The organism is Actinomadura macra NBRC 14102, from assembly GCF_001552215.1.
Taxonomy (GTDB): Bacteria; Actinomycetota; Actinomycetes; order Streptosporangiales; family Streptosporangiaceae; genus Spirillospora; species Spirillospora macra.
In genome coordinates this window covers 235,994-256,916 of sequence record NZ_BCQT01000011.1, presented here as the reverse complement: position 1 = coordinate 256,916, position 20,923 = coordinate 235,994, and the positions used below count along the sequence as shown (strand labels likewise).

Genomic DNA, 20,923 nt, shown 5'->3' with positions numbered 1-20,923 from the left:
CGTGGCCGGGCACCTCGCACCCGACAGGTTGTGATGCATGTGGCGGAAGAAGCCCTTCCCTCCGGCCCCCGAGTTGGACGTCTTCAGGTGCGGCGTCCCGCGATGCTGGCGGGAACGCTCGCGCTCCTCGGCTTTCTGTGCCTGCTGTCGATCGCGGTCGGCAGCAGGCAGATCCCCCTCGACCAGGTCGTACGGGCGCTCACCGGCCCGCACGACACAGCGACCGCCACCATCGTGTGGGACGTGCGCGTACCGCGGACCGTTCTCGGCGTGCTCGCCGGGGCCGCGCTGGGGCTCGGCGGCGCGGTCATGCAGGCGTTGACCCGCAACCCGCTGGCCGATCCAGGACTCCTGGGCGTCAGTGCGGGCGCCGCCTTCGCGCTGATGCTCGCCGTAGGACTGGGAGGCATGACCTCTCTGTATGGTTACGTCTGGTTTGCCTTCGCTGGAGCGCTGGTCGCCAGCGTCGCGGTCTACGTGCTGGGCGGGCTCGGCCGCGGCGGGCAGACACCGGTCAAGCTGGCGCTCGCCGGGATCGCCGTCACGTTCCTGCTGGAGTCGGTGACCCGCGGGGTCTCGCTGATCGACCCGCAGGTGCTCAACCGGTACCGCTTCTGGTCGGCCGGGTCGCTGGCCGGCCAGAACACCGCACTCATCGTGCAGGTGCTGCCGTTCCTCGCGGTCGGCGCGGTGCTGGCGCTGAGCATCGCGCCCGCGCTGAACAACATCGCGCTCGGCGACGACGTGGCCACCTCGCTGGGCCGGCGGCTGCGGCTCATCCGCCTGCAGGGCGCCGTCGCGGTGGTGCTGCTGACCGGCGCGGCCGTCGCCGTCGCGGGCCCGATCGTCTTCATCGGGCTGGTGGTCCCGCACGCCGTGCGCGCGATCAGCGGGCCGGACCAGCGGTGGCTCCTGCCGCTGACCGCCGTACTGGCCCCCTGTCTGTTGCTGGGCGCCGACATCGCCGCGCGAGTCGTGGTACGCCCCCAGGAGCTCGACGTGGGCATCGTGGCGGCGTTCATCGGCGTGCCGGTCTTCATCGCGCTCGTCCGCCGTCGCCGCCTCGCCGAGTTGTGAGTGGAGGCGAGATGAGCGTCATCGAAGTCACCCGCGGCACCGGGCGCGTCGCGATACGGCTCACCCGGCCGCCAATCTCGGGCGTCGTGCGACCCCGGTCGCTGGTGACCTGCCTGGCGCTGGCCGCCACGACCTTCGCCGTCCTGTGCGTGGGCCTGACCACCGGCGACTTCCCGCTGCCCCTGTCGGAGGCCGTCCCGGCGTTGTGGGGTTCGGGTGACCCGGGGACCCGTTTCATCGTCCAGGATCTGCGGCTGCCGCGGGCACTGGTGGGCATCCTGGCGGGCGCCGCGCTCGGCCTGTCCGGCGCGATCTTCCAGACCCTGACCCGCAACCCGCTGGCCAGCCCGGACGTCATCGGCATCACCGCGGGAGCGGGCACCGCCGTGGTCGGCGGGATCGTGTTCGGCATCGGCTCCGGACTGGGCACCCAGACGCTCGGGCTGGGCGGGGCACTGCTCACCGCCCTGATCGTCTATCTGCTCGCCTGGAAGCGCGGCACCACCGGGTTCCGGATCGTGCTCGTCGGCATCGGTGTCAACTGGCTGTGCGTCAGCGCCACGCAGTACCTCATCGTCAAGGCGAAGGTCTTCCAGGCACAGCAGGCCGTGGGCTGGCTGGTCGGCAATCTGAACGGCAGGGGCTGGGAGAGCGCCCGACCGCTCGCCCTGGCGCTGGCCGTCTTGCTTCCGCTCGCGCTGCTGCTCAGCCCCTGGCTGCGCGCGCTGCAGTTCGGCGACCAGGTCGCCGGCGGCCTGGGCGTCCCGGTGCAGCGGGCGCGGCTGGCGCTGCTGTGCGCGGCCGTCGGCCTGGTCGCGTTCGCCACCGCCGCAGCGGGGCCGGTCGCGTTCGTGGCGCTGGCCGCGCCGCAGATCGCGCTACGGCTGGCCGGGACCGCCTGTCCGCCGCTGACCGCGTCCGCACTCACCGGCGCGCTCACCGTCCTCGGCTGCGACCTGCTCGCCCAACAGCTGTTCTCCGACCTGGAGTTGCCGGTCGGTGTCATCACCGGCGTGCTCGGCGCGCCCTTCCTGCTCTGGTTGCTCGCCCGCGCCAACCGCATCGGTTCTGGAGGCTGAACCCGTGACGTCCACGTCGTCCTCCCACATCTCCGCCCCCGTCGACGGCACCCACGACGACACCGCGGCCGAACCGGACCTGCGGGCGGACGGTCTGCGGCTGGCCTACGACGACCGTGTGGTGGTCCAGGACCTCGACCTGGTCGTCCCGCCCAGGCGGATCAGCGTCATCATCGGCGCGAACGCGTGCGGGAAGTCCACCCTGCTGCGCGCGCTGGCCCGGCTGCTGACACCGCGCGGCGGCGCCGTACACCTCGACGGCCAAGCCATCCATGCCATTCCGACGAAACAGGTCGCGCGGCGCCTGGGCATCCTGCCGCAGGCGCCGGTCGCCCCCGAAGGCCTCACGGTCATGGATCTGGTCGGGCAGGGCCGCGCCCCCCATCAGACGTGGTGGCGACAGTGGTCGTCCGCCGACCAGGACGCGGTGACCGCGGCGCTGCGCTCGACCGGGATGCTGGAGCACGCCACGCGGCCCGTGGACGACCTGTCGGGTGGGCAGCGGCAGCGCGCCTGGATCGCGATGGCCGTCGCGCAGGGCACGCCGATCCTTCTGCTGGACGAGCCGACGACCTACCTGGACCTCGCCCACCAGATCGACGTGCTCGACCTGGTCGTCGACCTGAACCGGCGCGAGCACCGCACCGTGGTCATGGTGCTGCACGACCTGAACCAGGCGTGCCGGTACGCCGACCACGTCATCGTGATGAAGTCGGGTGCGATCGTGGCCGAGGGACCCCCCGGCGAGGTGGTCACCGAGGTCCTGGTCGAGGACGTCTTCGGGCTGCGCTGCCAGGTCACCGCCGACCCGGTCAGCGGCACGCCTCTGATCATCCCCATCGGACGCCACCACGGACGGCCGCACGACGAAGTCGCCGCCCCCTGACCCGGGGCGCCGCCGTTCCGCCCCGCGTCACGGAGTTCCGGCGCGGGGCGGGGGTCTGCGGACGGGAGGCTCGACGCGGGCGGCCGGGGGGTTCGTCTGCGGGTCAGCGGCCCACGGCGTAGGGGTCCCGGTCGATGGAACCCAGGCGTTCGCTGATCGAATCGGCGATCTCACCGGCGCGGACGGCCGTGTTGGACAGCAGCGTGGAGCCGATACCGTGCGTGTGCTCGGTGGCGCCCTGCAGGTAGATACCGCACCTCATCGCCCCGCTTGTGGCGATGCGGTAATCACGTTCAACACGTACGGCGCCGACGGAGTGTCGCAGGCAGTACTCCCCCACCCCGCCGAGCAGGGTCAGCGGGTTGCGCGGCCGGTAGCCGGTCGCGTAGACGAGAACGTCGGCGGCCAGCGTGGTGCGTCCGCCGGTCGGCAGGAACTCCACCGTGGACCGCAGGCCGGCGCCCTCGGACACGACGTCGACGATGCGCGAGGCGTTGAGGATCCGCAGCCGCTCCTTGCCCGCCACCTTCTCCTGATAGTGCCGCCGGTAAAGCTCGTCGATGAGCTCCAGGTCGACCACCGAGTAGTTGGTGGAGCCGTGGTAGTCCATCAGCATCCGCTTCACCTCGTCGGGGGCCGTGAAGAAGTGGTCGACCGCCTCCGGGTCGAAGACACGGTTGGCGAAGGAACTGTCGTCGGCAGGCGTGTAGCCGTACTTGGTGAAGACCGCACAGACCTCGGCGTCGGGGAAGGTGCGGTGCAGGTAGTCGGTCGCCTCGGCGGCGCTCTGCCCAGCGCCCACCACCAGCAGCCGCCGCGGGTCGCGCAGGCCGGTCACGCGGTCGAGCAGTTCCTCGGTGTGCCAGATCCGTTCGCTGTCAGCGGTCCCCTCGGGCAGCACCGGCTCCAGCCCGGCGGCGATGACCAGGTTCCGAGCGCGCCGCGTGGTCAGCTCATCGGAGCGGTCGCCCTGCCGCACCACGACGTCGACGTACTCGACGACACCGTCGACGACGATCGGGGTCACCCCGACGACCTCCGAGCCGTACTCGACCTGCTCGTCGAACGCGGCCGCAGCCCATTCCAGGTAGTCGTGGAACTCCGCCCGTGAGGGGAACATCGTCTTGTGGTTGATGAAGTCGGCCATCCGACCACGGTCATGCAGGTAGCTGAGGAAGCCGAAGCCGCTCGCCGGGTTGCGCATGGTGACCAGATCCTTCAGGAAGGACACCTGCATGGTCGTGCCCTCGATGAGCATTCCGCGGTGCCAGCCGAACGCCGGCTGCTTCTCGAGGAACACCGCGTCGACCGCGTCGCCGGTTCGCGCCTGCCGCTCCCGCAAGGCGATGGCCAGGGCGAGGTTGGAGGGGCCGAAGCCGATGCCGACGAGATCGTGTACGGGCATGTCCGAGGGGGGCATGGAAGAGCCTTTCCAGAGGGCGGACACCTGGGTCGGGAGTCATGCGTTCCGGGCGGAGCGAGGCCGGTGTACGCGGCGCGTTCCAGGCAGATCGCGCACACCTGCAGGCTTCCCACAGTGCGATATTTAGATTAGGTTAGCCTCACCTAACGGAGGTGAGCCTAACCTCCGCTGTTTGTCCGCACAAGGAGGCCGCATGCGGGTCGTGATGTTCGGCTACCAGACATGGGGGCACCGGACACTCCAGGCGCTTCTGGAGTCGGGACACGAGGTCGCACTTGTCGTGACGCACCCCAAGAGCGACCACGCCTACGAGAAGATCTGGGACGACTCGGTCGCCGACCTGGCCGCCGAGCACGGCGTACCGGTACTGCTGCGCAACCGGCCCGACGACGAAGAACTGATGGGCCGGCTCAAGGACGCCGACCCCGACCTCATCGTCGCCAACAACTGGCGGACCTGGATCCCGCCGCAGATCTTCAACCTCCCGTCGCGCGGCACCCTCAACATCCACGACTCGCTGCTCCCCGCCTACGCGGGCTTCTCCCCGATCGTCTGGGCGCTCATCAACGGCGAGCAGGAGGTCGGGGTCACCGCCCACATGATGAACGACGAGCTGGACGCCGGTGATGTCGTCGTCCAGCGCGCGGTCCCGGTCGGCCCCACCGACACCGCCACCGACCTGTTCCACCGCACCGTCGACCTGCTCGGCCCGATCGTCAGCGAGGCGCTCGACCTGCTCGCCTCCGGCCGTACCGACTTCACCCCGCAGGACCGCACCAGGGCCAGCTTCTTCCACAAACGTTCCATCGAGGACAGCCGCATCGACTGGTCCTGGCCCGCCGAGGGCATCGAACGTCTGGTCCGCGCGCAGTCCGACCCGTATCCCAACGCCTTCACCCACTACAAGGGGCAGCGTGTCCGAGTGCTGAAGGCGTCGGTCTCCAAGGGCGTCTACGGCGGCACGCCGGGACGCGTCTTCATCCGCGAGGGCGACGGCGTTGTCATCGTCGCCGGGGCGGACGCTCACCGCGGACGCAACCACGGCCTCGTCATCGAGAGGGTTCGCACCGACGACGACACCGACCTGCCCGCCACCGAGTTCTTCCAGACCATGGGCGGCTACCTCATTGACCGCCCGTGACCTTCGCCACCGGCGGCACGCAGGATGATGTCGCGGGCATGGCCGAGCTCCTTTCCGAGCTGGTTCGCATCCCCAGCACCGGCGGATCGCCCGCGGAAGCACAGATCCAGGACCGCCTCGCCACGTGGCTGCGAGCCGAGGGCCTGGAGGTCGACCACTGGCCCATCCCCCTGGGCCAGGTCACCACCGAGATCGACTTCCCCGGCATGGAGGTCGCCAGAACCCGGGCCTGGGGGCTCGTCGGCCGTCTGCCCGGCACCGGTGGCGGCCCCTCGCTCATGTTGAACTGCCACGTCGATGTCGTCCCAGCCGGTGACCCGTCCGCCTGGAGCGACGACCCGTTCAGCGGCCGTGTTGACGGCGACCTGCTGTACGGACGCGGCGCCTGCGACATGAAGGGCGGCCTGGTGGCCTCGCTGCTCGCGATGCGCGCGCTTCGCCGCAGGCCGCTCCGCGGCGACGTGCTGATCGCCTGCGTGCCCGGTGAGGAGGACGGTGGCATGGGAACCTATGCCCTTCTCAAGCGTGGCTGGCGGGCCGATGCCTGTGTCATCCCCGAGCCCACCGGGCTGGACGTCGTCCCCGCCAACGCGGGCGCGCTGACGTTCCGACTCCGGATACGCGGCCGCGCAGCCCACGCCGCCCGGCGTTCCGACGGAGTAAGCGCGATAGAGAAGTTCCTCCCGGTCTTCACCGCGCTGCGAGCCCTGGAACACCGCCGTAACACCGACGTCGACCCCCTGATGAAACGGTGGGACCTCCCATACGCGATCGAGATCGGAACCGTCCACGCGGGCGACTGGTCGTCCACGGTCCCGGGTGACCTGGTCGCCGAGGGCCGCATCGGCGTCGCCCTGGGCGAATCCGAACAGGCCGCACGGCGAGCACTGGAGGAAACGGTGGCCAATGTCTGCGCCTCCGACGCCTGGCTGTGCCGCCACCCTGTGGAGGTCGAGTGGTGGGGCGGTCGGTTCGCCTCTGGGCGCCTCCCCGGCGCGGACGGCGACCTGCTGAAACGGCTCACCGAGGCACACGCCACCGGCACCGGCACCAGCCCGGCTGTCTGGGGTGCCCCATACGGCAGCGATCTACGCCTTCTCACCGGTCTCGGCGGCATCCCCACGGTCCAGTACGGCCCAGGCGACATCGCCCGCATGCACGCCCCCGACGAGTGCGTGGCCCTCAGCGAGGTGGGCACCACCGCCCGGACCCTCGTCGCACTCGCCCTCTCCCACTGCCGCGTGTGGAACTGACAGGTTGCCCGTCGCCGGCCGAAGCCAAGCCGCCAAGCACGACCGCCTCGACAGCGGCGGCGTTGCGTCCCGAGTCACTCACGGAACGGAAGAGCATTGAGCAACCTGACGCACGCTCCTCGTGGCATCGACCCGCTGGACGGGTACCGGCCGGGTCGCTCGTTCTTCTTCCGCTCACCCCGGCACACTTTGCTCGCACAGGGCGTGCTGGAGACGCTGCCGAGCTGCAACGCCCGCGACCCCGCCACGATGCTGATGCGGATGCGGACCACGCTGGATCGGGTGGCCGACGACCACCCGCGACCGATGCTGGTGGGTGCGATCCCCTTTCGCGCGGACATCCCGGCACGGCTGACCGTTCCTTCCGCGGTCCAGTGGACCCGTTCGGGCAGCGTGTCCCCGGTCGCCGGACCCATAACACCGTCCTATTCCAACATTGAACAGATTCCTTCACCCCACGAATACAAGCAGGCTGTTACCGCCGCTTTGGAAGAACTGCGCAACGGACACCTGGAAAAGGTGATGTTGGCACGCTCGGTACGGCTGAACAACGTGATGGGCGCTGACCCCGGAAGGCTACTGCGGCATTTAGCGCACGACGATCCCGACGCCTATGTCTTCGCCGTGGACCTGCTGGCCGGGCGGGTGCTGATCGGGACCAGCCCCGAACTGCTCGTCCGGCGGTCCGGAGCGCTGGTCTCGGCTCGTCCGCTGGCGGGATCGGCGCCCCGCCACCCCGATCCGGCCCGGGACACCGAGTCCGGCCAGGCACTGCTCAACTCGGACAAGGACCTGCGCGAGCACGCCGTCGTGGTGGAGGCGGTCGCGGGCGGGCTGAATCCCTACTGCGCGGAGCTGACCATTCCGGACAGGCCGGCACTGGTGAAGACCGCCACGATGTGGCACCTGAGCACACAGATCACCGGAAGGCTCGCCTCGCCCGAGATCTCCTCGCTGCACCTGTTCGCGGCGCTGCATCCGGCCCCGGCCGTCTGCGGCACCCCAGCGGCGGAGGCCCGCGCTCTGATAAAGCGGATCGAGAAGCTCAACCGCGGCTTCTACAGCGGGGCCGTCGGCTGGTGCGACGTCTCAGGCGACGGCGAATGGGCCATGACGTTCCGGTGTGCCGAGGTCTCGCCATCGGAGACCCGCATCTACGCCGGAGCCGACGTCGTCGCCGATTCCACCCCGGACGGCGAGCTCGCCGAGACCTCCGCCGAACTCCAGACCATGCTGCGCGCCCTTGGCATCGACCCGAATCCATGAGACATCTCCGCTGAAATCCCCAACGTCCTGACCGACGACGCCGTCTGGGCCAGCGACGTGCGCGTCACGATGGGCTGCGGCGACACCTGCCCCGTCTTCCCCGGCGAGCGGTAGAAGCGGGTTCTGCGGGTGATCTGGCAGGCCGAGCTCAGCGAGCGGGCCAGCCGAGCCATGCGAACTGCCCTGCCGGAAGCCGGACCAGGAGATCGCCAGAGGTAGATGCGAGGGTCTCCATGTTCCCGGTGAGGAAGACCAGTTCGTCGGTGTTCTCGGCTGGAAGGTAGGCGACCGGCTGGAAGGTCTGAGCTTCGTCAGCGGTGTTGCTGACGCACAGGACATGCCTGTCACCGGACGGGCTTGACCGCACCACACCGCACAGGCCGGGCCCGATATCCACCGAGAGCGCCTGGGAGCCGGTGGCGAATGCTGTTGCGAAGAAGGGATTGCGCGGCTCGGCGAGTCGATCGGGAGCGAGGGAGCCCGATTTTCCGCGTTCGCGCGGTATTGGGATGGACGTCGACATCTGCACCTCTGGGCTCGCTGTTGTGATCAGGTCGCTCTGCTGACGCGACAGGCAAAGCATTTGTAGGCTAGCTGACCGGAAAGGTTGTCGTAATAGCGGTCATCCGAAAGCGTGTTTGTAGCCTTGTAGCGGGGAGCCCGGGTGACATCTCCCACGACCTGGGCGGGACCGAAACCGTGGGGAATGAAGATCGTGTCTTCTCTGATCCCCTCCCACAGGAGGGCCGTCCCCGTGATGGCGCCACGCGGCGTCTCGACAAGGACCGGATCGTGGTCCGCGATGTTCAGGCGACGGGCGAGCGTGGGGTGAATCTGGACGAAACGGATACCGTTGATCCTCTTTCCCGCGTCGGTCCAGTGGGTGACCGAGGCGAAGTGCACGACGCTAGGACGGCCCGTCATTCCCATGAGGGGGTAGCGGTCATGCACCTCCGCATCCGAAGGGACACCGATGCGGACCTTTCGCGTGACAGCACCGGGGTGCAACGGGTTGGGGATGAAACCTGGTTCGTAGGCTATTGTCGGATTCGAGCCGGTGACCTCGGGATGGGTATAGAAGACCGGGAGCGCGGCGTGCCCCGCTGAGGCGAGTTCCCGATCCAGGGTCTCGGTGTGAATCTCCACCTTGCCGCTCGGGGTGAGAAATCGCTTCCTGGGATGTCCCAGAGAAGCCGCGGCTTCGTACCACGATTGATGATCAAGGAAAAGCGCGCTGACGCCAGGATGTCGTGGCGACGGACATGGCCAGCGCAGAGGTTCGGTGCGCGCTTTCATGCGTTCGGCGGACATCCCCGCCATTCCAGGTGTGTGGGCTACGAACTGGGACCAAAGTGTCCGGTACTCCTTCCACTCCTCGGGAAAGGCATCGGTCCAATAGGTGGACGGTCTGTGCTGGTCGGCGCGAGCCAGCGCATGGGCCAGATCGATCCAGATCTGCCAGTCGGGGCGGGAGTCCCCGACTGGGGCCAGCGCTCGCTCCTGCCAGCGTATGGCGCGGTCGTCCCGCCGCATGTAGACGCCGTCGAGTTCCAGCCCGCTGCAGACCGGGAGGATGACGTCGGCGTAGTAGGCGGCCTCCTCCATGAACAGGCCGGTGTAGACGAAGAAGTCGAGCTCGGCGAACGCCCCCTTGACGCGCTCGGTATTGGCCGACGCCAACAGGGGATTGCCCTCGGTGATGACGGCTCTGAGCCGGTACGGCTCCCCGGTCAGGATCGATGACGCGAAGGAATCAGGACCCACGGGAAGGGCGAGTGGCCGCTCGGGGAGCGGGCCTGTCAACTGTGGCAATCTCAGTTCGCCGGGCCAGGTGTTGTGCATGAAGTTGCAGCCGCCGCCCAGCCTGCCGATGTTGCCCGTGACCGCTGCCAGGAAGCAGATGACCCGGTAGGTGTCGAAGGCCGACAGCTGGTGCGACACGCCTGCGTTGCAGAAGATGGCCGCCGGTTTCATGGTGGCGTAGTCGACTGCGATCCGTCTGATCTCCGCTTCGGGCACTCCTGTGACGGCGGCGGCCCAGCCCGGGTCGTACCCCTGTTCCCGAACGTGTTCCCTCAGCTCTCGGAATCCCAGGACCCAGCGCTCGACGAACGCGTGATCGTAGAGGTTTTCGGCCAGGATGTGGTGAAGCATGCCAAGGACGAGGGCCAGATCGGTGTGGGGCTTGGGCGCGATCCATTGGTCGGCCTCGGCCCCGGTAGGGGTGAGACGCGGGTCGACGACGACCAGTCGGGCTCCCGTCCTCTCGCGGGCCCGCAGCAGATAGTCGAAGGTGACCGGATGCGTCTCGGCCTGGTTGGTGCCAAAGAACAGCAGGTAACGGGACGAGCCGAGATCTTCCTTTCCGGTCGCCTCGTCCCGGCCGTAGCCGTTGGTGAAGTTGCCCAGACCGAATGTCGCCCGCAGCGCGTCCGCACCCGCGTCATTGCACACGGGCCCGACATCGGTGTTGTTGGGACTGCCCAGAAGGGCGAACAACCGACCGACCAGCGCGTCGACTCCCCGAGGGAGCCGGCCGGTGGTCCTGTTGGCGATCGTGTGCGCGTTCCCCTCGTCCCGCAATCCGAGCAGGCGTTCGGCGATAAGGTCCAGAGCCGAGTCCCAGGAGATCGCCTCGAACACCGAGTCCGCGGACCCCTTGGCCCCTGAGGTGCGCCGGAGTGGCCGGGTCAGACGATGCGGGCTGTAGGCGAGATCAGCCATCATGTCGGCTTTGACGCAGATGTTCCCCCGTTGCACGCGGTCACGCCGCTCGCCACGGATACCGATCACACGGCCGGCCTTGAGGTCGACGTGTAAACCACAGTTGGCGTTGCAGAACTGGCAACTGGTGCGGACGACCCGGTCCGGGGTCAGCGCGGCGGATTGATCGCGAAAATCGATGACCCCGGAATCGTCTCGCACGAAATCCCCCCTTGGACACGACCGCAAATCGTGCTTCTTCTTCTGTCCTGGGAAAAGCCTAGGCCGCGGGAACGTGCCACGTTGTAGTTGGTTTTGCCGACTTGACAGAGCTGCCGCAATGTGCACTGTTTTGGATTTTGATGAACGTTAGCGCGTGATTGCGCCGGTCAGCGCGCTAGCGACGCCACGATGGCGGCTTAGTGACGCGCCGCTTCTCGTGTACTCGACAGCCGGTGGATATGGACAGTCGCCTATGCCTGGGGCACCGTGAGCAAAAAGCGCATCGGGTTCCTCAAAGGAGCAAGATTGACTGTCACTGCGGATCCGAGACTTTCGCTGGACGAACTGGAGATCGCGCCGCTCAAGGAGATCGACGCCACCGTCGAGGTGCTCGGCTCCAAGAGCTACACCAATCGGTTCATCGCCATCGGCGCGCTCTCGGGACAGCCGGTGACGCTTCACAACGCACTGCTCGCCCAGGACACGACCCTGCTCGCCAGGGGTGTCGCCGCCTTCGACCATGTGGAGGTCGCTCTCGACGAGGCCGCGAACACCATCGAGATCGTTCCAACCGGGAGGCCGATGCGCGCACCCGAGGACGACATCTTCATGGGCAACGCCGGAACGGGCCTGCGGCTACTGATCACGATGGCGGCGCTCGCCGAGGGCCGGACCGTCATCACCGGCAACGACCGGATGCGCGAGCGGCCGATGGGTGACCTGCTCGACGCCCTCGGTCTCCTGGGGGTGCAGGCGACGGCGCTACGCGGCAACGGATCGCCTCCTGTCGCGATCGAGGGACCGGCGCTCTCGGGCGGCGCTACGAGGATCCGCGGCGATGTCAGCAGCCAGTTCACCACCAGCCTGCTCATCAGCGCTCCGGCCGCACCCGAGGGAGTCGAGGTGACGGTGGTGAACGACCTGGTCTCCAAGCCCTACGTCGACATCACGGTCGCCGCCATGGCGAAGGCGGGCGTGGAGGTGGAACGCGAAGGGTACTCCCGTTTCCGCGTCGCCCACGGACGCTACGGCGGCGGCGACATCACCGTCGAGCCCGACGCCTCCGGCATGTCCTACTTCCTTGCCGCGGCCGCGATCCTCGGCGGCCGGGTCCGGATTCCGGGCATCGGTGCCGGCTCGGTCCAGGGCGACGTCGCGCTCGTCGACGTCCTGGCCCGGATGGGCTGCGTCCCCGACCGGGAGGATGACGCGATCGTCCTGACCGGGGGGCCGTTGCGGGGAATCGAGGTGGACATGGAGTCCATGCCGGACACGGCTCCCACCCTGGCCGTCGTCGCGGCGTACGCGCAGGGCGTCACGCACATCACCGGCATCGGGAATCTGCGCCTCAAGGAGTGTGACCGCATCGAGGCCGTCAGCGCCGAATTGCGCAAGATGGGGGTGGAGGTGGAGACGACCGACGACAGCATGACGATCTCGGGAGGCGCCGAGCCGCGCGGCGCCGTCATCGACACCTACGACGACCACCGCATCGCCATGGCCTTCGCCATCGCGGGACTACGCACGCCGGGGACGGTGATTCGTGACCCGGGTTGCGTGCGGAAGTCCTTCCCGGCCTTCTGGCAGCGGCTCGATGATCTGCGTGGGGTCCGGTGATGGCGGGATCGGCCGGACGCGGCGGGGTGCTCTTGATCCTCGACGGGTGGGGAAGGACGGCACCGGGCCCCGGCAACGCCATCGCGGCGGCTCGTACACCGGTTCTGGACGAGTTGGAGGAGACGCATCCCGGGCTGCTCCTGGACGCGTCCGGAACGGCGGTCGGGCTCCCCGAGGGCGTCGTCGGCAACTCCGAGATCGGTCATCTCGTGATCGGCGCGGGGCGCCCCGTCACCTACGACAGTCTGCTGGTCGAGGAGCGTGTACGAAACGGGACCCTGCGCGAGGATCCGCTGCTGCGTCAGGTGTGCGCCGAGCTCGCGGGCCGTGGCGGAACACTGCATCTCGTCGGACTGTGCTCGGACGGGCGCATCCACTCCGACATCGCGCACTTGGGCGAACTGCTGCGCGCCGCAGCGGGAGCCGGCCGGCCCGAGGTCCGGCTGCACGCGATCACCGATGGGCGGGATGTCGCAGACGGGTCGGCCGCGGGCCATCTGGAACGACTGGGCACGCTGGCCGACGAAGCCGGGACGGGCGCATACGCCACGGTCATCGGACGCAACTACGCGATGGACAAGAGCGGAGACATCGCTCTGACCGACCGGGCGGTACGCCTGATCCTGGACGGCGAGGCCGAGCGGACGGTACCCCACGTCCGCAGGGCGGTCCCCGACGAGTCCGATTCTGGCGACGGATGGATCCGCGCGACGGCGATCGGCACCTGGGGCCGGCCGGGGACCGGCACCGTCGTGGACGGCGATGTGATCCTGTTCGCCAACTTCCGCAGTGATCGAACGGCGCCGCTCGTCGACGCCATCGCCGACCGGCTGGCCGGTAGCGGGCGCGAGAGGGTCCGCCTGCTGAGCCTCGCGCAGTACGACACGCGAACCGACGTCCGGCCGCTGGTGCCCCGGGCAGACGCGGGCGGCGGGCTCGCCGACGCGCTGGAGGCCGCAGGCGCACGCTCGGTTCGCATCGCCGAGCGTGAGAAGTTCGAGCATGTCACGTTCTTCATCAACGGGCGCGACGCCCGGCCCCGTAAGGGCGAGGAACGGATCCAGGTACCGTCCGGAACCGATGACTACCGGTCCAGGCCCTCGATGAACCTCCCCCTGGTCGTCGCCGAGGTCATCGCCGCCGCGAGTCGGGATGACGTCGACCTCGTGATCGCCAATCTCGCGAACATCGACGTGGTCGGCCATACGGGCGACCACGCGGCGACGGTCCGGGCGACCGAGGCGGTGGACGGAGCCGTGGGCGAGATCCGCGCGGCGGCACGGACCGCAGGGCGATGGGTGCTGCTGGTCGGAGACCACGGGAATGGTGAACAGATGCTCCAGGCGGCAGCCGCGGAAGGTATCAGTGCTGCCTACGGCGGGCACACCACCAACCCGGTTCCTTGCCTGCTGATGCCTGCGGGGACCGCCGTCCTCACAGCACCCTCGGGACCCCGCCGCCCCGCGCTGCCCTCTGTGGGGACCACCGTGCTGCGCCTGCTCGATCTCCCCCACCCCGCCACGATGACCGCGCCACCCTTGATCGGCTAGGAGCGATCCGGGGACAAGCCACGATGCTGATGAGGAGGATGTCCCGGGCTCCCGGGTGAGACGCTTCCGTTTGCGGTCACGCACGGCCTGCGGCCGGACCTGCACGGAAGACGGTGGGGCCTTTTCGGGAATGCCCACTCCACCCCGGACGAGCAAATTCACACTGCGCGTTTTCCGTGAGCGGACGACGTTATGCCCCTCACTCGCGACGAGCGAGGGGTAATTCCCCATGCCCGCCTACGGATATCTGCGCATATGCGCCTCATCATTTCCGCAGTCGGCCTGCACAGAAATCTCGACCGCCTCCCGCGGGTAACAAGTGTCTATCTCGTGAATTCCAGGTATAGACTAGGTAATATTTAGGCGAATAAAATGTGGATCACTTGGCGGCGCGGATCCGGTGAGGAATTGCTCCGCCCCGCTCGTACCGTGCGGAGGTAGTTCATGAGACGACGGCATCCGAAACGGAAGAGGACGGGTCCGTATCAGCTCACCGCCATCGGAGGAAGCCTCCTGCTCTGCACCGCCGTCGCGGGCTGCGCCGGCAAGGGAGGAGGCGGCGGTGACACCGTTCGCGTCAGCGGTTCGACCACGGTGAATCCCGTGGTGGCCGACGCGGGTCACGCGTTAGGCGGCCAGGGGATCAAAGTCTCCGTCGACACTCAGGGAGGATCCGCGGGTGGGATCTCCCAACTCGGCTCCGGGCAGATCGACGTGGCCATGAGTTCCAAGCCGCTCTCCGACGCCGATCGAAAGCGCTTCCCCAAGGTCGACTTCGTCGCCACCGAGATCGGCCGGGACGCCGTCGGCATCATCATCCGCAGGAACGTCTACGAGAGCGGGACGACATCGCTTTCCCGTGACCAGCTCAAACGCATCTTCGAAGGAAAAACGGCCAACTGGAAAGAGTTCGGCGGCCCCGACCTGCCGGTCTATGTCTTCGACAAGGAGCCGGGCCGCGGAACGAGAGAGGTCCTCGACAAATACCTCTACCAGGACGGGGCGGCTCCGCCCGCGCCACCCGGCAGCGGCCGCTACGCCATCGTCGGCGGAAACGAGGAGACACGGACCAAGCTCCTGACCACGCCCGGGTCGGTCGCACCGCTCTCGTCGGCGTTCGTCGAGGGCCGCCCTGAGCTGGCCACCGTGCGGGTGGATGGTATCGAACTCACTCCGCAGAACGTCGCGGCCAAACGCTACCCGCTGTCGAGATCGCTGTTCCTCATCACCAACGGGAAGCCCGCCGGGAACACCCGAAAGCTCATCGACTACGTGCTCTCTACACAGGGCCAGAGCCTGGTCACCAGGCACGGCTACCTGAACCTCGCCCGGCTCGGGCAACGATGAGCGCCTCGGCACGCCGGGCGCCGTGGGTCAGGCCCGGTGTTCGCCGCACCCGACCGCGCGGTTCCACGTGGGCCACGGCTTCGGTGGCCGCGGGCAGCGTGGCGGTGGCTGCGAGCGCCATAGTCCTCGTGGTGTACCTCGTAGCCGGGGTGAGTTCGGGGCCCATCGACTGGTGGCGTCTGTTCGGTACGGACGTGTGGAGCCCGCAATGGGGGCTGTTCGGTGCCGCCTCGATGGTGTGGGGCACCGCCATCGTCAGCGTCATCGCCCTTGCGGTCGCCGTCCCGCTGGGGTGGGCGTCCGCACTGGCCCTCCACGAGGCGAGCTCGGCCCGCTGGCGCAGACCGCTGCGGACGGTGGTGGAACTTCTCGCCGCGGTGCCCTCCATCGTGTACGGGCTTTTGGGGGTGGCGCTGCTGCGCCCGCTGATCGCCGAATTCTTCGGTATCACGGGCGGGGACAGCATCCTGACCGCCGGGCTCCTGCTCGGTGTGATGGTCCTTCCCACGGTGGTGTCGGTGTCGGTCGATGCTCTCGCCGACGTTCCCGACGGGGTCCGCGAGACGGCCGCCGCGCTGGGGCTGTCGCGGATCGAGGTCGTCGCCTCCGCCGTGTTCCCCGCCGCGCGTGGCGGAATGCTGGCGGCGGCCGTGCTGGGCCTGGCCCGCGCGCTCGGTGAGACGGTCGCGGTCTTCCTGGTGATCGGTCGGGCGGACGGTCCCTTTCCGGCCGGTCCAGAGCAGATGCTCCACAGCGTGCTGCGACCGGGCCAGACGCTCACCACGAAACTCGGCGGGCCCGAGCCTTTGCTGGCCGGGACGAGCGGCGCGCACTGGGCCGCGTTGAGCGCACTGGGGGTGGTTCTGCTCCTCATCGTCGCCGGGCTGACCGTCCTCGCCCAGTCGAACCGGCTGAACCGGCCCGGCCGGCTGCTGAGGAGCCGCCGCGGAGCACGCCGCCGCCGTGCCGCCCGCGACAGGACGGCGATGGTGCTCCTGCGGATGTCGCTGGCGGCTCCCGTCCTTCTGGTGGCCGGTATCGCCGCCGGAATCGCCGTGCGCGGAACGGCCGCCCTGGATCCGGCCTTCTGGACGACCCCCTCGGCCGGTGCCAGCGGCGGCGGCGTCCGCGATCAGATCACCGGTACCCTCCTGCTCGTCGCGTCCGCGGGGGGTGTCGCCGCGGCCGCCGGCCTGACCTTCGCGTTGCTCATCGAGGAGTACGCCGGGCGGCGCACCGCACGCTGGCTGCGGGCCGTGGTCGTCACGTTGGGCGGGGTGCCCTCGATCCTTCTCGGGCTGGCCGGCTACTGGTTCTTCGGCTCGACCCTGGGGTGGGGCAAGAGCTGGCTCGCGGGAGCCGTGCTGCTCGGGCTCGTCGCCACCCCCATCGTCGCGCTGGCGGTGTCCGCGCAACTCGCCAGGCTCCCCCGGGAGCGGCTGGAGACGGCTCGGGCGCTGGGGTTGCGGCGCTCGCAGCTGGTCCGTTCGGTGCTGCTGCCCCATGCCCGGCCGGCGCTGGTCACCGGCCTTCTGCTCGGGCTGGCGAGAGCGGCCGGAGAGACCGCGCCGCTGTTGTTCACCGCGACGGTCTTCGCCGGGGCCGGCGGCGTTCCAGACGGAGTCGTGGACACGCCGGTGGTGAGCCTGCCGACGCACGTGTTCACCTTGGCTCAGGACGCTGCGGATCCGACGGCCATCCGCGCCGCGTGGGGCGCAGCCGCCGTCCTCGTCCTCTTCATCGCGCTGCTTCTCGCCGCGGTCGTTCCGGTCCGCGCACGTCTGGAAAGGAGACGCCCTTGAACGCCATCACGATCCGTGACCTGCGAGTGCTGAAGGACGGGCGTTCACTGGTGGGGCCGGTTTCGTTCACCGTGCCGCTCGGTGAGGTGACCGGGCTGTTCGGTCCGTCCGGCGCGGGCAAGTCGACCATACTGCGAACGCTGGTCGGACTCCTGCCGGAAGGGCTCAGCGCCGAGGGGACGGTCCGGCTACTGGACACCGACGTCTTCGCTTGCCGGCCTGCGGACCTGGCGGACCTGCGCACCCGCGCCGTGCTCGTCCCTCAGATCCCCGTCGTGTTCCCCGACAGCGTTCTCGGCAACGTCCTGTTCGGGATCCGGCATGTGGTCCGCGCCTCCCGAGCCCGGCTGCGGGAGCGGGCCGAGGCCGCGCTGGCCGAGGTCGGGCTCTGGGACGAGGTGCGGGATCGGTTGGGCGCCTCCGCGGCGGAGCTCTCGGTCGGGCAGCGCCAGCGGCTGGCCTTGGCCAGGGCCCTTGCGCTCGACCCGGAGATGATCCTCCTGGACGAGCCGACCAGTGCCTTGGACGAGCGGGCGGCGGCGAGTGTGGAGGAGACCCTGTACTCCCTGCGCGGACGCCGTACCTTTCTGGTCGTCTCCCACGACACGTCCCAGCTCGAACGGCTGTGCGACACCACGGTCCCGCTCGCAGCATCCGATGATGCCCGACGTTGACCCCTCCCGCGCGGTAGCGACGAGGGCGTCCGATAATAATCAAGGATCGTCGTTGACACCAGTATTTCCTGTTGATACAACCTGGACCGTGAGCCGGGACGGCGAGTGCGCGGGTTCGCCGTCGGGCAGGTAAGGCCATCGGCGGAACGGCGGGTGACCGACTTGGCACGATCAGAGTCTTCTGACGATGGTTTCGCGCATTTCACGCCACGTGAACAGCAGGTCGTCGCGTTGATCGCCGAGGGCCTGGCCGACAAGGAGATCGCCGCCAGGCTCGGTCTCTCGACCGCCACGGTGCGCACCTACCTGGAACGGGTGTTCCGACGGCATGACATCCGGTCCCGCACGGCGGCGGTGAGCATCTGGATGCGTGCCATGGGCCCGCGCTGACCGGTGGCACCCGGCGGGAACGTCATCGTTCACCGCCGGGCCCATGAATGACCGCTCTCCCCGTCCGGGACCGGATCAGGCACCCTCGGGGACGTCGGCCGTACTCCGTTGACCGCGTACGGCACTGAGGAAGGTCGCGAGGATCGGGTGCAGGCTTCCCGGCGCGGAGACGAGTTCGGGCTGGAAGAGCGTGCCGAGGAAGAAGGGATGATCGCTCAGTTCGAGCGCCCGCGGGGACCCCTCGGCGTCCCAGGCGGTGAAACGCAGGCCCTCGTGCCCTCCGGCGGTGGTCAAGAAGTCGGCGGCGAGGCCGTAGGAGCAGTGGAAGACCTCCTGCGCCTCGGTGGCTCCCCCGTAGATCTCGGCGATGCGCGTGCCAGGATCGATGGTCAGCGGCGCCTTCTCCCCGGTGAGCGAGCAGACCAGCGGGATGACCAGGGGCAGGAGCTTCTCGGGATCCTCGTCCACGCCCTGGACCTCGGGCAGGCGCTGCACGTTCAGGGCGTGCTCGATCAGGGCACTGAAGAATCCCCCGCAGGTGCCGAGGAACGGCAGCCCCGTCTCCCGGGCGTAGCGCACCGCGATGTGGACCCCGCGCTGGTTCTTGTAGGGCGCACCAGGCACCAGCCAGACCGCGCCGAAGCCTTCGAGCGGGCTCTGATCGTGGACGTCGGTGGTCGGCACCCAGGCGGCGTCGATCTCCTCCGATGACAGCAGACGCTCGATTTTCGGGTGAGCCGGTTCGTTGTGGTTGCCCCGGTCGCCGACGAGGGCGAGACGGGGCCGGGTCGCGACGGTCAAAACATCCCCCTGCATGGTCTAAGCCGACGTTCTACCCAGTCTTACACATATCAACTCTGCTAACAACAGTTGTTGCTGTTGAAGACAGCATCTGCTACTGAATAGGAAGAGGCCCGTCATCCTAGGGAGCCACAGTGGACCGTACGACCGCGTACCAGCGACGCTGGACGATCCTTGCCGTGCTGTGCCTGAGCCTGATTCTCATCGGGCTCGACACGCTGATCCTCAACCTCGCGCTGCCGAGCATCCAGCGTGACCTGGACGCGACGACCAGCCAGCTCCAGTGGACGGTCGACGCGTACGCGCTGGCCTTCGGCGGGCTCCTGCTCATGGCCGGCGGGCTGGCGGACCGGTTCGGCCGCAAACGGCTGCTCGCGCTGGGAGTCAGCGCCTTCGCGCTCTTCTCGCTGGGCGCGGCGCTGTCCACGTCGGCCGAAGCGATGATCACGTTCCGTACTCTCATGGGCGTCGGCGCCGCGCTGATGATGCCCGCCACCCTGGCGATCATCAAGGACATCTTCCCGGTGGAGGAGCAGGCCAAGGCCATCGGTATCTGGTCCGGAGCCGCGGCCGTCGGCGTGCCGCTGGGACCGGTCGTGAGCGGGCTGCTGCTGGAGAAGTTCTGGTGGGGTTCGCTGTTCCTGATCAACGTGCCGCTGGCCGCGGTCGCCCTCATCGCCGGCGCCGCTCTGATCCCCGAGTCCCGCGATCCGAACCACCCTGGACTCGATCTGATAGGCGCGCTGCTGTCGGTCGCGGGACTCACGGCCGTCGTCTATGGCCTCGTCGAAGCTCCGCACTACGGCTGGGCATCGCCCCTGTCGCTGGGGTCGCTCGGTCTCGGCCTGCTGCTGCTGATCCTGTTCATCGTGCACGAGCGCCGCACCGCGCACCCCATGCTGGACGTCGGGATGCTGCGGAACGCACGCTACGGCGGATCGACTCTGATCATCACCTGCGTGTCGTTCGGCCTGTACAGCGGCCTTTTCCTGCTCACGCTGCATCTTCAGGCGGTGCTGGATCTGTCGCCGCTGGCGGCCGGGGTGCGCATGCTGGCCATCGGCACCATGATGATCGGTGCGCCGCTGTCGCCCAAGCTCGTCGAGCGCGCCGGGCTGAGGGCCGTGGTGACCTCCGGTCTCCTGCTGTGCGCCGCGGGGCTCGGATTCCTCGCCGCTCTCGACGTGGGCTCGGACGGGCGTGCGCTGATGGGGTTGGCGGTGTTCGGGCTGGGGATGGGCATCGCCCTGCCCGCGGCCGTGGACGCGCTGCTCGTCGTCTCGGCCGAGCACCAGGCGGGCGCGGGGTCGGCCGTGGCGGACACCGCGATGCAGGTGGGCGGTTCCCTGGGCATCGCGGTCAGCGGCAGCGTGAGCGTCAGCGTCTACCGGGACGAGTTGCCGGACCTGGGCGCGCTGCCCCCGGCGGCGGCCGACGCCGTCCGCGAATCGGTGGCCGGGGCCTCCGGCCTGGCGGGACAGCTGCCCGAGCAGGTCGTGCTGGGCGCCAAGGAAGCGTTCACACACGGCTTCAGCTGGGCCGCGCTGATCGCTGTGGGAACGACCCTCGTCGGCGCCGCCTTCTCAGCGGTGGTCCTGCCCCGGAGCCGGACCGAGGAGTCGTCCGCAGGATCATTGCATGGCGAACAGGCCCGCACCGGCGCATAGACTCGGCGCAGGCAGGAAGACGGAG

Annotated in this window: 17 protein-coding genes and 1 pseudogene; 14 read left to right on the top strand and 4 right to left on the bottom strand. The window is 68.9% G+C overall.

Translation table 11 applies throughout. From position 1 onward, the window contains the following. The first annotated feature begins 87 nt into the window (after positions 1 to 87). From AMA02S_RS20910 to AMA02S_RS20900, 3 genes are read left to right on the top strand one after another with little or no spacing between them, the layout of a single operon-like run. Positions 88 to 1,077, top strand: a complete 990-nt coding sequence (locus tag AMA02S_RS20910) for a FecCD family ABC transporter permease (protein WP_245667684.1) — start codon at positions 88 to 90, stop codon at positions 1,075 to 1,077. An 11-nt stretch (positions 1,078 to 1,088) separates the two neighbouring features. Continuing rightward, complete coding sequence (locus AMA02S_RS20905) at positions 1,089 to 2,156, top strand: FecCD family ABC transporter permease (RefSeq protein WP_067461045.1); 1,068 nt, start codon at positions 1,089 to 1,091, stop codon at positions 2,154 to 2,156. Between the two features lie 28 nt (positions 2,157 to 2,184). Further along, positions 2,185 to 3,042: an ABC transporter ATP-binding protein gene (locus AMA02S_RS20900; RefSeq protein WP_439951602.1), complete on the top strand. Its 858-nt coding sequence runs from the start codon at positions 2,185 to 2,187 to the stop codon at positions 3,040 to 3,042. Between the two features lie 103 nt (positions 3,043 to 3,145). Here the strand turns inward: AMA02S_RS20900 and AMA02S_RS20895 are convergent, their stop codons facing one another. Beyond that, a complete protein-coding gene (locus tag AMA02S_RS20895) occupies positions 3,146 to 4,462 on the bottom strand; it encodes a lysine N(6)-hydroxylase/L-ornithine N(5)-oxygenase family protein (RefSeq protein WP_067461044.1) in 1,317 nt (438 codons plus the stop codon). A 196-nt stretch (positions 4,463 to 4,658) separates the two neighbouring features. Here AMA02S_RS20895 and AMA02S_RS20890 point away from each other — a divergent pair, with 196 nt between their 5' ends. The 4 genes and pseudogenes from AMA02S_RS20890 to AMA02S_RS45295 form a co-directional block, all read left to right on the top strand. Continuing rightward, positions 4,659 to 5,606 (top strand): methionyl-tRNA formyltransferase, encoded by a 948-nt coding sequence (locus tag AMA02S_RS20890; RefSeq protein ID WP_067461043.1) that lies wholly within the window; start codon positions 4,659 to 4,661, stop codon positions 5,604 to 5,606. Beyond that, complete coding sequence (locus tag AMA02S_RS20885) at positions 5,603 to 6,859, top strand: ArgE/DapE family deacylase (protein WP_245667683.1); 1,257 nt, start codon at positions 5,603 to 5,605, stop codon at positions 6,857 to 6,859. Before AMA02S_RS20890 ends, AMA02S_RS20885 begins: the two co-directional genes overlap by 4 nt. 96 nt (positions 6,860 to 6,955) lie before the next feature. Beyond that, on the top strand, positions 6,956 to 8,125 hold the full coding sequence (locus tag AMA02S_RS20880) for an isochorismate synthase (protein WP_067461042.1): 1,170 nt from the start codon (positions 6,956 to 6,958) through the stop codon (positions 8,123 to 8,125). Beyond that, positions 8,126 to 8,236 (top strand): annotated as a pseudogene (locus AMA02S_RS45295) (heat-shock protein HtpX); the annotation flags it as partial. Positions 8,237 to 8,273: 37 nt separating this feature from the next. On the opposite strand, the gene AMA02S_RS42020 reads toward AMA02S_RS45295, so the two are convergent. Further along, positions 8,274 to 8,648, bottom strand: coding sequence for a hypothetical protein (locus AMA02S_RS42020; RefSeq protein WP_157430748.1), 375 nt, complete (start codon positions 8,646 to 8,648; stop codon positions 8,274 to 8,276). Between the two features lie 26 nt (positions 8,649 to 8,674). Further along, the gene (locus AMA02S_RS20870; RefSeq protein ID WP_218005068.1) at positions 8,675 to 11,050 is read right to left on the bottom strand and encodes a molybdopterin-containing oxidoreductase family protein; all 2,376 of its coding nucleotides are present in this window, start codon (positions 11,048 to 11,050) and stop codon (positions 8,675 to 8,677) included. A gap of 306 nt (positions 11,051 to 11,356) precedes the next feature. Here AMA02S_RS20870 and aroA point away from each other — a divergent pair, with 306 nt between their 5' ends. From aroA to AMA02S_RS20840, 6 genes are all read left to right on the top strand, one after another. After that, positions 11,357 to 12,667 carry a 3-phosphoshikimate 1-carboxyvinyltransferase gene (gene aroA / locus AMA02S_RS20865; RefSeq protein ID WP_067461040.1) on the top strand — a complete coding sequence of 437 codons (1,311 nt, stop codon included), beginning with the start codon at positions 11,357 to 11,359 and terminating at the stop codon, positions 12,665 to 12,667. After that, positions 12,667 to 14,217 carry a 2,3-bisphosphoglycerate-independent phosphoglycerate mutase gene (gene gpmI, locus AMA02S_RS20860; RefSeq protein ID WP_067461039.1) on the top strand — a complete coding sequence of 517 codons (1,551 nt, stop codon included), beginning with the start codon at positions 12,667 to 12,669 and terminating at the stop codon, positions 14,215 to 14,217. Before aroA ends, gpmI begins: the two co-directional genes overlap by 1 nt. Positions 14,218 to 14,661: 444 nt before the next feature. After that, the gene (locus AMA02S_RS20855; protein ID WP_084265418.1) at positions 14,662 to 15,564 is read left to right on the top strand and encodes a phosphate ABC transporter substrate-binding protein; all 903 of its coding nucleotides are present in this window, start codon (positions 14,662 to 14,664) and stop codon (positions 15,562 to 15,564) included. Between the two features lie 131 nt (positions 15,565 to 15,695). Next, on the top strand, positions 15,696 to 17,366 hold the full coding sequence (locus tag AMA02S_RS20850) for a phosphate ABC transporter permease (RefSeq protein ID WP_218005067.1): 1,671 nt from the start codon (positions 15,696 to 15,698) through the stop codon (positions 17,364 to 17,366). Beyond that, positions 17,363 to 18,040, top strand: coding sequence for an ATP-binding cassette domain-containing protein (locus AMA02S_RS20845; RefSeq protein WP_067461037.1), 678 nt, complete (start codon positions 17,363 to 17,365; stop codon positions 18,038 to 18,040). The genes AMA02S_RS20850 and AMA02S_RS20845 overlap by 4 nt, the downstream gene beginning before the upstream one ends. Positions 18,041 to 18,193: 153 nt before the next feature. Continuing rightward, a complete protein-coding gene (locus tag AMA02S_RS20840; RefSeq protein ID WP_067461036.1) occupies positions 18,194 to 18,430 on the top strand; it encodes a response regulator transcription factor in 237 nt (78 codons plus the stop codon). Between the two features lie 75 nt (positions 18,431 to 18,505). Here AMA02S_RS20840 and AMA02S_RS20835 read toward each other — a convergent pair whose 3' ends face one another. Further along, entirely contained in the window at positions 18,506 to 19,246 is a 741-nt protein-coding gene (locus tag AMA02S_RS20835; protein WP_067461035.1) for a CTP synthase, read from the bottom strand. A gap of 119 nt (positions 19,247 to 19,365) precedes the next feature. On the opposite strand from AMA02S_RS20835, the gene AMA02S_RS20830 reads away from it, so the two are divergent. Next, positions 19,366 to 20,898 (top strand): MFS transporter, encoded by a 1,533-nt coding sequence (locus tag AMA02S_RS20830; RefSeq protein ID WP_067461034.1) that lies wholly within the window; start codon positions 19,366 to 19,368, stop codon positions 20,896 to 20,898. The last annotated feature ends 25 nt before the right edge of the window (positions 20,899 to 20,923 follow it).